11 protein-coding genes are annotated in these 12,551 nt (G+C 53.0%); all 11 read right to left on the bottom strand.

From position 1 onward, the window contains the following. Genes GSQ62_RS01790 through GSQ62_RS01745 form a run of 11 tightly spaced genes read right to left on the bottom strand, consistent with a single transcriptional unit; the run spans position 1 to position 12,546 of the window. Entirely contained in the window at positions 1-4,572 is a 4,572-nt protein-coding gene (locus tag GSQ62_RS01790) for a baseplate J/gp47 family protein (RefSeq protein ID WP_161887920.1), read from the bottom strand. Positions 4,573-4,619: 47 nt separating this feature from the next. After that, positions 4,620-5,045, bottom strand: coding sequence for a GPW/gp25 family protein (locus GSQ62_RS01785; protein WP_161887919.1), 426 nt, complete (start codon positions 5,043-5,045; stop codon positions 4,620-4,622). A 22-nt stretch (positions 5,046-5,067) separates the two neighbouring features. Further along, complete coding sequence (locus tag GSQ62_RS01780) at positions 5,068-5,358, bottom strand: PAAR domain-containing protein (protein WP_161887918.1); 291 nt, start codon at positions 5,356-5,358, stop codon at positions 5,068-5,070. A 17-nt stretch (positions 5,359-5,375) separates the two neighbouring features. Then, positions 5,376-7,151, bottom strand: a complete 1,776-nt coding sequence (gene vgrG, locus GSQ62_RS01775) for a type VI secretion system tip protein VgrG (protein ID WP_161887917.1) — start codon at positions 7,149-7,151, stop codon at positions 5,376-5,378. Beyond that, positions 7,151-7,861: a CIS tube protein gene (locus tag GSQ62_RS01770; RefSeq protein WP_161887916.1), complete on the bottom strand. Its 711-nt coding sequence runs from the start codon at positions 7,859-7,861 to the stop codon at positions 7,151-7,153. Before GSQ62_RS01770 ends, vgrG begins: the two co-directional genes overlap by 1 nt. Beyond that, positions 7,851-8,021 carry a DUF5908 family protein gene (locus GSQ62_RS20595; RefSeq protein WP_202621820.1) on the bottom strand — a complete coding sequence of 57 codons (171 nt, stop codon included), beginning with the start codon at positions 8,019-8,021 and terminating at the stop codon, positions 7,851-7,853. The genes GSQ62_RS01770 and GSQ62_RS20595 overlap by 11 nt, the downstream gene beginning before the upstream one ends. Positions 8,022-8,030: 9 nt before the next feature. Continuing rightward, positions 8,031-8,495, bottom strand: a complete 465-nt coding sequence (locus GSQ62_RS01765; protein ID WP_161887915.1) for a phage tail protein — start codon at positions 8,493-8,495, stop codon at positions 8,031-8,033. Positions 8,496-8,507: 12 nt separating this feature from the next. Next, on the bottom strand, positions 8,508-8,969 hold the full coding sequence (locus GSQ62_RS01760; RefSeq protein WP_161887914.1) for a phage tail protein: 462 nt from the start codon (positions 8,967-8,969) through the stop codon (positions 8,508-8,510). Positions 8,970-9,000: 31 nt separating this feature from the next. Then, a complete protein-coding gene (locus tag GSQ62_RS01755; protein WP_161887913.1) occupies positions 9,001-9,990 on the bottom strand; it encodes a hypothetical protein in 990 nt (329 codons plus the stop codon). Between the two features lie 43 nt (positions 9,991-10,033). Continuing rightward, positions 10,034-11,083, bottom strand: a complete 1,050-nt coding sequence (locus tag GSQ62_RS01750; RefSeq protein ID WP_161887912.1) for a hypothetical protein — start codon at positions 11,081-11,083, stop codon at positions 10,034-10,036. A gap of 26 nt (positions 11,084-11,109) precedes the next feature. After that, the gene (locus GSQ62_RS01745) at positions 11,110-12,546 is read right to left on the bottom strand and encodes a phage tail sheath C-terminal domain-containing protein (RefSeq protein ID WP_161887911.1); all 1,437 of its coding nucleotides are present in this window, start codon (positions 12,544-12,546) and stop codon (positions 11,110-11,112) included. Positions 12,547-12,551 lie beyond the last annotated feature (5 nt).

Raw genomic sequence — 12,551 nt, 5'->3', positions numbered from 1 at the left:
TTACTTTTTGCAATAATCTGCGAGCAGCACTTTGGTATGGTCACAGGGCTCACGCTGCTGCCACTCATCACAGTCCTTCTGTTGGATGCAAACATCTATATCGCCGGCAATCAGGATGGAGCGCGGCGTTCTGGGGCAAACCGGCTGCAGCAGCGGGGCCACGCACTCCGCAGCACTTTTACCTGGTTGCGGCTCCGATTCATGCCAGTAGAGAAGTTCCAGCACATAATCCAGGTAATCACGGGTTTCCAGGAAGCGGATGATGTCGGAGTTGTACAGGCATTGTCCGAAGGTGAGCTTGTCATACTGTCCGATTGCCCAGGGAGCCAGAAACTCCCGCACATCCTGCTTCAGCTTTTCCTTGTAGAAGTTCTGATCTCTGCCCTGGTACAGCTTTACCTTCAGGCAAAAATGAACCCGCTCATACCGCGGGTTCATGACCCGCAGGCGCACAAAAGGTGAGGTGCGCTGACGCAGGTACGCTTCGATACTTTCCAGCAGGCTCACGGGCACCCGGGGTTCAAAACTTTGCGCAGCCTTGATCCGGTTGAGGTCCGGGATTACCGCCAGCAACACGTAGCCTGGCGCCACCGGGAAATCATTGAAGTATATATGGGCATCTAAGGCAAAGCTGTGGTTGATGCACTTCACCTTGTACAGTTGCGGGAACGCTTCCAGTGCAAGGCGTTCATAGTCGAATTTCTGAATGGCCCTCCCTTTATGCCGCAGCAGCTCGCTTACCCTGACATAAAAGTGCCCTTCTGCCTCTGGCACGCGGCCACCGAAGGAGTTGTAGGGCTGCTCCACTTTTTTAATGGCCACGTCAGCCTCTTTCAGTTTTGCAATGGATCCAGCGGGCAGCGCCTGCTCCAACCTGAGAGGATCATTGGCCGCTTCCTTTGCGAAAGTGACTTGTATGGCCTGCGTGTGTATACCTATAGTTTCGCTGACAGAGCGGCTGTTTTTTGGAGCAGCCGCTTTTATCCAATGCAGGCCTTTGGGGAGGATGGTGTTGTCGCTGGTGATGTTGGCGGGCAGCGCAAGCTTTACGATACCCGAGGTCGTGAGGTCGTTGGTGCCGTCTTCCAGCACCTCAAAGCCGGGGCGCAGCGCCTTCCACTGGTTGTTGTCGAGATAGGCCCAGCCCACTTCCTCTCTTCCCGACTCGGAGTCTGCCGTGGCTTCGGCCATCTGGAAAAGAATGTTCACGTTGCTGCCCGGCACCAGGTGCCGCAGGCCCAGCAACAGTGTCCCCTCGTCGCAGAAAGTGGGTAAGAGCGTGGGCTGCAACTCCAACTCTTCAGGCATAAAGGTTCCTGCAAAGGGATATAAATGGATGAGCTCGATGTCAGTGATCGTAGCGGTCGCGGTATAGTCGATCGATATTTCCCTGATCACGGGCGTCCAGGGTTCGTTAGGGATTAATACGGTTAGCGGCTTTACAATCTCACCAGTAAAAATGTCGAATATATCGAGCACAGACTGCAGGTCCGACAGCTTGTCTTTGGTGTCAGCCGCTTGCTGGCGCGTGTCGTCCGAGAGCGACTTGCTGTCATGGACTAAGGGTATAAGGGAATCCCTTTCTGCATTATTGATGGTGGACAAGGGTGGGGGAAAGTCGATGGCGGCATCGAAGGTGGTGTTCAGATCATCTATTTTGCTTTTTAACAGGTCTGCTGAATCTTTTGTGCTGAAAATATCGTCTTTCAGCTCTACAATTGTTTTTCCCAGGCTTCTGAAGACCAATACCGTGTCACCTTCTTTCTTGTAAACGGCACCTTCCAGTATCGCATCCGGGTATCTCCCCAAGGCCATCATCTGCCTGGCCAGCACAAAAGCATAATCCTTGTGCAGAAAGTCCTGGTTCCGCAGGTTCATCTTCAGGAACCCATTGCGGGTTTGCACATCCAGGGCATTGCCCTGGTTTGGGCTAATGCAAAAGTCCTGGGCTGGAAAAGCCGTTGCGTCCAGTACTATACTTTGCTCATACTTGTCGCCATACTCACAGAGCACGGGTCCGCCGGGAAAAAGGGGAGGCAGCGGCGCAGGGGGAGTCATATCGAAAAGCTTCCGGTCAGCGGCTTCTGCTGACCAGTTTTTGTTTTGAAGGACCGAGAGCCTTATCTTGAACTCATTCTGATCTAACCCAAAGACCTGTGCTGCTACATCTTCAATGACATATGCCTTGTAGTAGTCCCGGAAGTCAGAAGGCTTGTCCTTCCAGTTGATGTTTATCCTGATGGCACCCCATTTTTTACAAAACACTTCATTTGAACCGATATAAAAACTGGGGCCAATAAGGTTTGGGTTTGCAAGGGGTGGGTCAACGGGGTTGACCACATCAAAATCGGGGATGGAAGGCCGTGTGCCAAACGGGTATATAGGAGCATTCACATCCTGCAGGCTCTCGTCGTTCTGCACTACAATATTTTTGAACTCACAGACCTGTACCGCAATGCTTGTCTGATGCAGATCGCTGTCTTTGACGGTGACATTCCTGAAAAAGTGGTAAAGCGATACCGGCAGGTTTTCTTCCTGGAGTTCCTTCTCAAGGCAGCAAGTGGCGGGTTGGGAGGAGATCTCCTGCCACAGTTTGATTTTATCGTCGAGCTCGATTTTTACGAGCGGCAAAGCGGTGTTAAAATCCTCTTTCAGTTTGTCCTTGTCATAGAACGTGACAGCAGGTTTATCCGGCTCCAGCACCGCCTCAATGGTAATTTTAAATTGATGGCTGAGGGGCAGGGCTGCTGGCGAAAGGGTGATCTTGCTTAGGCTGCTCGGTTCCAGCCATTCTTTTTCTCCGCTGAACAGGACATGCAGCGCCCTCCGGGGCTTAAAAAAATCAGCAAGCATAACTCTCTCTGCTTCGCTGAAGATATCTTCAAAGCCGGGATCTTCCGTGGTGCCGGTGGCCGGGATAATGCGTTCATATCCTAGCTCCTCCGTCTCGCAGTAGCATAATTTCCTTTTGAAGGAAATTAATTGAAGCAGCCTATCCGTAAGGGCCGCGCCAATGCCCTTTTTCTTCGCTTTGCTAATCAGTTCCTGGCTGATGTAGTAATAGCGGGTATTAAAAGTTGTGGCAACTTTCTCATAAAAGTCCTGTGCAGGAGCAAATGCCGGGTAATTGTTCTCCGCTTCCGCCGGTGCAGCGGATATAACAAGCTCATCTTCGCAGCAGGAAGAAGAGGCGTCTTCGCTCATGCTTAAATCTGCGCATATGTTTTGGTTTAGCTCACATGCCAGTGTTATGGTGATGGTTCTTTTCCCCTCGTTCAGAAGTAAAACCGGCGAGGCCAGTATGAAACCCAGGCGGGCATTCGGATGTGGTTTGATGTATTTGCTTTCTGGATCGACGTATTTGCTGTCTTTGGCTCCCAGTGTAGCGAAGCTGCTGGTGCCGGCGTCATCAAAGTCTTTTTCCAATCCGTCGGCCTTGCCAGCGTCGGGGGCCATATATACCCCCTCCAAATAAGTGGTTTTGTAGGCTGTTTGGTTGTGGAGAAAAAGCGTCAGCTTCTCAGCGACCTGCGTTTTGTTCACTACTATCTCATCATCCAGCGCAAAGAAGAGCTCTGCCTTGTTATTGTCTTTCCCGTCTTTTACCAACAAGCCTTTTTGCAGCAGGTAGTTATTCAGTTGTTTTTGTATATCGAAGATCAGGAACGCTTTATCGGGGGTGGCCTCCTGCGGCTTCAGCTGCAGCACCTGCTTGTAAAAGAAGTCGAGGTGCTTTTTGGTGAAGGTGTTCAGGTCGTCCTGCAGATACCGGAACAGCTTCAGGAAAGAGAATAGAAGTGCCAGGTGCGGCGGGTGGTTCTGGCGGAGCTCTTCTTTGAGGGGCAGCAGGCTTTGCTCGATACTCAGGGCGGCGGCACCGGCAACCACGCGGATGACATCCAGGAAGGCAGGCACAAGCTCATATACCAACTGATAGAGCGCCGTTATCTTTTCCCTGCTGGTGTTTCCCCTGCTTCTGAAACTTGCATCTGACGTATACAAATCCGCCACATCAAGCCCCCACACTTCGTTCGCGGCTAAGGGTTGCCAGTTCAGGGGTTTGATGCAGTACCACTTGACGGCTGCGTTGGCATAGGTGATGAATGCCTTGGCGGGATAGCGCAGTTTGTCCTTGATCAGGTTCTCAAGCGCAAAGGTTACCGGCAACCCGCTTCCCTGTACCTGTTGGTGCCAGGTATTGATGCTGTTCAGGAGGCGGTGGAAAACGTAGTGTACCAGTAGCTGCAGGCCCGCAGGGGCAGGGGCCTTTTGGAAGAGTCTTCGGTAAGCCGCCAGCTTTTCGGTTACTGTGTCCTGCTTGTACTTACTTATGGCTGCCAGCGAGAAAGGAATGCTCTTCTGAAAGAACGGTTGCCAGTCGCTGACCGACAAATCGGAATCGTAGAAGTTGACATGACGGGAAAGCTGCGCGAAGTAATCCAGCAGGTCGGCCAGGGTTCGGCCATCTACCTGTGCAGGTCCCGACAACAGATCGTCCATCATCCGTTGGCGCTGGCTTACTCCGGGGTCGTTCTGAAAAGGATGTGTCAGTTCTTTGCAATCCTCTATCATGGCTCTGGTATTAAACTATATCACATCACAGCGGAAATATATCCTGTCTATATCGGCTTGAGCGCTTCATTTTTGTAGTAGTCATATACATAATTGAACCTTGAATTGGTGCCGGGAATCGTGTATTCGATGGTGATGGTGAAGTGGCCTTCCAGCAGGTCTGTAGAGGCGTCTGAGGTGACGTCTATCTTTTCAGCCACGATGCGCGGCTCATAATACAGGATGGCGTTTTTAACACGGTCTTTGATATACCCGATCACGCCGCTGCTCAGCGACTCAAATAGATAGTCCGCGAGGTTGCAGCCATATTCCGGTTGCATCACCCGCTCGCCCAGGCTCGTGGAAAGCAGAATGTTGAGGCTTTGTTCTATGTCCTCTACGTCGCGCACAAGTTCCACAGCGCCCGTGCTCCGGTTGAAGGTGGGTGGAAAGGCCCATCCGGTACCCAGAAATGATTTGAATTGCTGATTCATGGTTTTCCTGTTTATATAGTTATCAGCCGCCAATCTGCACGGTGGGAAAGCCTGCCACCAACACTCCACCGTGTGCAGTAAGGTCACCCTGCCGGGCTGCGGGGCGCCCACCAATCAAGACAGTGGCAGACCCTTTCACGATGGTGTCCGGCGGCCCTGTGCATACCAGCAGGTCTCCCACTACAGCCGCAGGCATACCTCCTATCAGCACCGTAGGCACGCATGGACCTGTTACAGGCCCCCCCACATGTGGCACCGGTCCGCTGAAAAGAGGGCAGGTATGCATATCGCTGAGTCGGGCTGCTGCGGGCATAAGGTTATATATGATTCTCAATTTATTTTTACCAAAGACCCGCTGATCTCTGTTATTCCCTGGGCTGAGAGCTTTGTAAAAGCGCCTTCTATTCCCACATTCCCATCTGCCTTTACAGACAGGCTGGTGCCCCCGATAGTAAGGGAAGCTCCGGCCGATAAGGTTAGGTTTACGCCAGCCTTCAGTTCTATATTCAGGGGGCTTTCCAGTTTGATACCAGTGGTATCCAGCGTTACCTTGTTCCCGTTCTGATCTGCTATTTCAATCTTGCGTCCCTGTTCATCCAGCCTCACACTGTTTCCGGCGGGCGTATCGATGGCAATGGTCTTTGTATCGTCGTTAAACTGGAGGTGCATGCCGCTGCGGGTGGTAAATCCTTTCTCATGGTTCACATCCTGTGCCGCGATAGGTGCGGGGCTGTTGCTGCTGTGGAGCATGCCCAACACCACTGCATGCCGTGGATCATCGTCGAGAAAGCCCACCACAACTTCATCGTTTATTTCCGGCCGGAAGAAGGCCCCTCTGTTGGCCCCCGCATCCAGGCTGGCGACTCTCGTCCAGATGCCGGGGCCATTTCTATCTATCACCGGGACTCTCACCAGAATTCTGTCCTCTCCGGCAGGGTCATTTTCCAGCTGCACCACTTTCCCGATCTGGAGGCCATGAACAGCGCCCATCAGTCCGGCGCTCAGCAGGTCGTTTGTGTCGGGGTGCAGGCGGCCATAGCGTTCCGGATCCAGCCCGAATTGTATATGGGTATCCCAGGTGCCGTTGCCTACGTCATGCCGCACGGCTGTTACAAAAGCCTTTCCGTTAAAGCGGTCGCCCACGCCGGCCAGTTTTACCATGTCTCCTGGTCTGATGCCTGCGAAACCAGTGACCTTTGCCCGGCCCCTTATTTTAGAGAGGCGGCTCCGAAGCATCATGCCATCCACCCAGTTCTGGAGTTCCTGCTCCTGCAGAAAACCGCTATGGTGGAGTTCAAAGAAGTCGGGGCTTACGGCATTTGCCAGTTCGCTTCCTTCTATGTTGCCGCTCTCCTGAAAAGTTGCCGCCTCTGAAGTGTCCGCATCGAAGAGCTGCTGATTGCTGTGATCCCAGGAGGATGCCTTCACGGATTTTAACTGCGTTTGGGCGTTTATCTCTGCCTCGAATTCTAAAATGGAGGAACCATAGGTTACCTGCAGCACCGGGCTGACAGTGGTGTCGGGTTTTGCTATCTTGACGGTGCCGTCTTCCACTTGCACCAGCATGCCGTTGGCTTCCGCACGCAGCAGCATAAAATCCCAGTCGGTCACGTGGTGCTGCACTATTTCCTTATATGTGGGGGAGGTTGCAGCAGGAGCGCTCTTCAGCCCTTTGTAACGGCCGATCAACTCATCGAACAGCTCACTGTCAGTCAGGTTCTCATAGTAGTGGTTTCGTCGCCCGATCGTCATTTTCACGGCCTCGTCCCGGCACTCAATCCGGAGTTCAGTGTTGCCGTTTGCGCGCACCTTCACGGCGTGCCTCAGGATGATGCCCTGAAAAACCTGGGTGTTGTCCCCGTCCAGCCCAAGTTTTATCTTCAGTTTGTTCCCCGGTACAAAAGTGTCCGCATTGCTGATTTCGAAGTCTTGTTCCGCGGCGGTGCCATCCCGGATGACAAGGGAGGCAAATGGCACCCGGTTGATTTCTTTGGTGACAGAAAGCGCCAGCACCTCATAGGCAGGGTTTATAACCGTTCCGTTGACAAGAATGGTAAACGAGACGACATCATGCCGGGAGGGGTTGGGGATCAACAGTTCTTCCATCAGGCTTCATTTTTATCGAAAGGGGGAAAGTAGAGTTCTGTTCCGGGGACGATGTTCCGGATATGGCTGAGCGCATTGGCTTTGGCCACTTGTAAAAAGTAGTTGGAGTCGTTGTAGATGCGGTATGCCATCAGGTCAAGCCGGTCGCCCTGGCTTACCTTGCGGTAATGCGTCAGGTCAGGAGAGCTGAGTTTAGCTTCTGCCAGTTGCTCTTCCCGTGACTTGTGCTTCAGGAAGGTGGCGTTGATCTTGACGCGCAGCGGATTGCCATCCGGCTCGAAAAGGGTGTAGTTGATATCGAGGTTAGACAGCACACAGCGGAAGTCTATCTCCGAACCCCAGAAAACTATCAGGAAGCGGGGGCGGTGTATGTTCTTATCCATGTCGTAGACGCAACGCAGGAATTCCTGTAACTGCTCCTTCACCGGTTTCTGGATGTAGGTGCTGTTCTCGCCCCCGTAGCTCTCCATGGTTTTGGTGCCGTCCAGGATAAACTCGAGGCGCAGTTCCTCTGGCGCCGTGGATTTGTAACGCACCTCCGCGCCCTCATTGCCATGCCCCGAGCGGGTGTCCGCGTTTACCTTCAGGTTTTTAGTGAAGGATTCCGGGTTGATGGGCGTTAAAAACTTCCGTGCCGGGTCTTCGCCATTAAAGTCCCTGTTGGCAAAAGACCGGATGAGCAGTTTTTCGAGTTTGTTCTTATCTGCCATTTCTTTCCTTTAGTATCTCCAGCACTTTCTCCACACAGGTGTTGATGATTTCCTCGGCAGGGGAGTCGCTGCCGGCAACTCCTCTTGCCGATGTCGAACCTGCACCTTCTTCCTGGGTTATGGTTGCTTTAATGACTAATTCTCTTATCTCAACAGGCATTATATATCATTATTCGTGAAACAATAACCGGTTATAGTTCAGCTCGAGGGTCTCAATCAGCACCTCGCCCCGCTCGGCGTTCAGTTCCCCGATTTTCCAGCTCCGTGGCCAGACATTGTTAACAGTCCAGTACATCAGCGGCTGGCTTTCCTCGTTCAGGAGCATGATGTCAACATCCGGTATGGGAGTGACTTTCTCGTCATCGAAAGCCTCCTTGAACCATGCCGTGAGGCCTGACTCGGTAGGGGAGAGCAGGCCGCGCTTTAACACCAGCGGGCCATATTTCCGGCGGACGGGCACGACGTGCTCATATCTGTTTTCGCCTCCCTCTCTTATACTTTCGGTTTCCAGGGTAGCATCTAAGCCGGTGACCGACTGAAACCGCATGTCGAATGTTTCGGTACCTAAGCGGAAGCCTACCCGAAAGTGGAAGTTGACTGTTTGGTACAGGTTTTCAGGGTTTCGCTTTGCCATTGCCACGCACTCTTAGGTCAGTATCGTCAGTCCTTCATGCACCAGTTCCATGGTTTCGATGGCTACCTCGTTGGCATCAGCCTTCAGGTCGGTGGACTGTACCTTTGATGGCCAAGCGTTCAGCAGGGTCCAGGTGATAATGGGCTCGTGGTTTTCGTTGAGCAGCATGATTTCGACGTTACGGCGGAACCGGGAGCCCGTTTGATTGCCTTCCTGGAAGTAGAAGGTTTTGCGCCACTCCATATAGAAGTCGTAGTCGCCCTCAAAGGTGCCGCGCTTCAGGGTAACATTGCTGTACTTGGTCCGGCCGGGCTGCTTGGAACTGTTATAGGTCTTGCTGCTGCCTTCGCGGTACTCAATCACCTCTGTTTCAAAGTCAAGGCCGCTTACCTCCGTAAAGCCTATCCTGAAGTCTTTTCCCCACTGCACCCGGAAGTGAAACTTGGGGATCGGGTAATCTCCTTTTGCTGCCATATCAGTTCTTGTTTAGTATCTGTTGATCAACTTATTGACATCTTATCTTAGGATTTGTCTCCTGAATAGCAGCCTCCAGGCTTTGCTTACAGGCCAGCAGCGTTTCTTTTTTCTTGTTCAGGTCGATGAGCTCTTTTGAAAGACTGGCTGCCTCGGCTTTGTCGTCTTCATATTTTTTCCTCAGGCGGTCGTAGTACGGGTCGTTGCAGATGGGGAACTCCAGCACAGGCGTAAGCTCGCACATTTTCTTGTCCTCCTGGGGGCGTTGTTCTGCTTCATAGCCGCTGTCTTCCTCCTTCCTTCGGCTGTACTGCTCTCCATAGCTGGCAGACTCCGAACTACCGGAGTTCTCATGGCAAGCCTCTGCACAGTTCAACGTGTTCTCCCACTCCCTGATGATCAGGTACAGGCCGTGGTCGAGGGCGATGTTCTTGTTGATACGGTAGGCCATGTAGATGGCAGTCATGATCATCTTGAGCAGTTCGTCGCGCGTTGCGAGCAGCGTGTCCAGCTTTTTACCGTAGTCCTCCAGGCACTTCATGATACCCTGTCCCGGCGCCAGGGCGGGTTCGTTCAGGCACCTGATGCAGCTCATGAGCTGGTCATACTTCAGTTTGATCAGATCCACCTGCATATAGAAATCCCGGACCATGCAGTAAACTATTTTAATGGCCTTCACCGCATATTTTGTGTTTCGGGATATTTTTTCGATCTGGTGGAGCATTACCTCCAGTTGTTCACAGATGCTCCGCGAAAGGTCGTTGGCTCTGGTCAGTTCGTCGTACCAGGTTTTGAGCCTGTCCCGGCGCTCGGTGAGGAAAGCCAGTGCTTCGGATATGTTTCTTGCTTCTTCCGCTGCTTCGCTGTATTTCGTGTTCACCTCCCGGAGCTCTTCCTTCCAGGTGTCGTAGCAGCAGTCGCAGCCTTTGGGCTCATCCGGGTTTTCCTGCTCGCAACAGTCTTTCACCTTGTCTCTCCAGGAGGTTTCCTTAATATTTCTGCATTTTAAGTCAGTAATCATGCGTAGGCGGTTTTAAGTACTTGGAAGAACCTGGAAGCCTTACTTAGTAAGCTGACCTAGGTTCGTTAGAATCATCAGAGCAGAAGGTTTCTTTCACCTCATCGCAGATGTCGCAGATCTTGCACTTGCAATCCTTTAGCCTTGGTTCGCAGTGTTTGTCTGTTATTACACAGCCGCAGTCGGGGCAGCAGAGATACTCCACTGTGCTGAGGGCGCTCTCAAAATCACTGCGCTTGCTGTACATGCCCATCGTGGCTTTCGTGCTTTCCTGGATGGCTTTCACCAGTTCCTCCTGCGCCTTCTTCAGGTCGTTCCCTCTTGTTTGCATGGTCAGTTGCAGGTGGCCCTCAAAGGCCTTGGAGCGATCCGAAAGTGTTTTCTGAAGCGGATCGAGGGTGCCGAGGTTGGAGAAAACCTGGATGCCGATTACCTCGGAAGAGGCCTGTGAAATGGAGTCGATGTCGAAGCCAAGAGACTTGGGCATGCATATCAGGTCACAAAGCACCTCATCCGCGTTGTCGCACTCGCGCGGCCTGTCCCTGTTGGGTGGGGGAGGGGTGTTGTTTTTCCCGGGCGGCGGACATGGCACATCCTGGCAGTCTTCCCGGCTCTTCCCCGTTAGCAGCACCAGCTGGTTGCAGTTGCAGCTGTCGTTTTTGCAGTTCTCCAGTTTGCACGCGGCCTCCCGCAGGTCGTTCATTTTTGATTTGGCGTCCGTCACTGCTTTCTGAATGTTTTTAAGCGTGGTGGACAGTTCGGTGCCCCACTTTATATAGCTGGCCACGTTCTCCCTCACCAGGTCATTGGACACCAGCAGCTGGCTTCCTACTTTTACCTCCGTGTTCCGGTAGCGCCGGTAGTTTTCTTCTGTCCACACGAACAGGCACCTTTTCAGGTCTTCCAGCTTCAGTTTCCCATCCTTGCATTTTTCCCATTTGCTCACCTCTCCTGCGGTCCCGTAGAGCCTGTCGCAATATTTCCGGCGCTCGGCGCTAATCGTTTTCTGGGTGGGGGAGTTGTTCTCTTTACAATCTCCCGGGCCTGGGTTCCGCTGCTGTTGCTGCGGGTTGTCCCTGAATTCATTCATAGCCATATATATTGTTTTAGGTACTATGAAGGCTAAGACTCCTGCAGCATCTTATGCATGAAGCGCAGAATGATGAACTCAGCAGGTCGAACCACTGCCAGCCCGATTTCCACGATCATGCGGCCTTCCCATATATCCAGTTCGGTCATGGTTTCGCCAAGACCCACTTTCACAAAAAATGCCTCGCGGGTGGTCGTTCCCATCAAAGCGCCGGCTTTCCACTGCTGCGTCAGGTAATTCTCAATCATAGATTTTACCCTGATCCACGTGCCCCGGTCGTTGGGCTCGAACACGAACAGCTCCGTCGCATTTTTCGTGGACTCTTCCACCATATTGAAAAACCGCCGCACAGAAACGTAGCGCCACTCGTTGTCGTTGCCAGCCAGCGTGCGGGCCCCCCAGATAATGGCCGGCCCCCTGCCCGGGAAGGAGCGGATGACATTGACCGATTTGCCGGCAAGGGAGTCAACATTCAGCCCTTCCTGCTGTGCGGGCGTAATGAGCACCTCAGGGCGCACCACATAATCTATGTTCACATTGGCCGGCGCTTTCCAGACGCCCCTCGAGTTATCGACCTGCGCATAAACGCCTACCACTGCCGGTGAGGCAGGCTGCAGCATTTCCATGTCGTTGATCGCCCCTTTTGCCAGGTTATAATAGGCATTGTTGATTGTCTTGAGCTCGGCGAGGGTAGCGCCCAACTCCCCGGCTCCCTGGCTGATGATCTTCACGTTCTCATCGAGGGGCTTTCCGGTCTCCGGGTCGTTGTAATAGAAGTCCACGCGGGAGTAAATCCGGGGAAAGTAAACAGCGGCATACTTCAGTTCTTCCGTTGTGCCTGCCAGCGTATCCCGCAGAAAGGCGATGTCTGCCTGCCAGTTGTCGGCATTGTCGGGACTCCGGTAGACATCCAGCACTACAAACCGGTCCTTCAGCTTCACGCATTGGTCGATGGCTTCTTTGTAGAGGGCATAGTAGGTGCCGCCGTCCGCCATGTTGATGGCATCCGGGAAGAGCAGCAGCGTCACTTCGTTTACCTTCTCCACCTCCTCCAGCCCCGGCTTCAGGTCTGCCTCCAGGATCACCCCGCCCGAGCTTTCGTAATCCCCCACCGAAACGATGTAGCAGGGGCCGCCTCCGTTTATGAAAAACAGCTGCAGCGAGTAATACATCAGGAAGTTCGACCGCAGGTCGGGATTCACTCTTCCGCGCACATCCGTGCGGGCAGACTGGGTGGCGTCCACCACCACCTCGATACCTGTTTCCGGCTGGGCAAAGCCAAAATACCGCTCGTAGTCCAGCATCGACTCGATGCGCCAGGGCTTGTTCCGCAGATCGTTCTCCTCCTTCCGCTTGGCTTTTTGGGTATAGCCAATAAATGCCGGTATCGCCGTTTCCACCGAGGCGATGGAGGGAGGGAGCTTTGGTATCTCCTCTATGTAAACACCCGGGGTTTTGTATTCAGCCATAGTTT

This window comes from Pontibacter russatus (assembly GCF_009931655.1).
GTDB lineage: Bacteria > Bacteroidota > Bacteroidia > Cytophagales > Hymenobacteraceae > Pontibacter > Pontibacter russatus.
Note: the sequence above shows the minus strand (reverse complement) of the source record. Positions and strands in the feature narration are given on the sequence as shown.

Coding starts and splice junctions, on each gene's coding strand:
- GSQ62_RS01780 (WP_161887918.1), bottom strand. CDS start 5,358: ATGCCCGCAGCAGCCCGACTCAGCGATATGCATACCTGCCCTCTTTTC.
- GSQ62_RS20595 (WP_202621820.1), bottom strand. CDS start 8,021: ATGCCTGTTGAGATAAGAGAATTAGTCATTAAAGCAACCATAACCCAG.
- GSQ62_RS01765 (WP_161887915.1), bottom strand. CDS start 8,495: ATGGCAAAGCGAAACCCTGAAAACCTGTACCAAACAGTCAACTTCCAC.
- GSQ62_RS01790 (WP_161887920.1), bottom strand. CDS start 4,572: ATGATAGAGGATTGCAAAGAACTGACACATCCTTTTCAGAACGACCCC.
- GSQ62_RS01745 (WP_161887911.1), bottom strand. CDS start 12,546: ATGGCTGAATACAAAACCCCGGGTGTTTACATAGAGGAGATACCAAAG.
- vgrG (WP_161887917.1), bottom strand. CDS start 7,151: ATGGAAGAACTGTTGATCCCCAACCCCTCCCGGCATGATGTCGTCTCG.
- GSQ62_RS01755 (WP_161887913.1), bottom strand. CDS start 9,990: ATGATTACTGACTTAAAATGCAGAAATATTAAGGAAACCTCCTGGAGA.
- GSQ62_RS01760 (WP_161887914.1), bottom strand. CDS start 8,969: ATGGCAGCAAAAGGAGATTACCCGATCCCCAAGTTTCACTTCCGGGTG.
- GSQ62_RS01750 (WP_161887912.1), bottom strand. CDS start 11,083: ATGGCTATGAATGAATTCAGGGACAACCCGCAGCAACAGCAGCGGAAC.
- GSQ62_RS01785 (WP_161887919.1), bottom strand. CDS start 5,045: ATGAATCAGCAATTCAAATCATTTCTGGGTACCGGATGGGCCTTTCCA.
- GSQ62_RS01770 (WP_161887916.1), bottom strand. CDS start 7,861: ATGGCAGATAAGAACAAACTCGAAAAACTGCTCATCCGGTCTTTTGCC.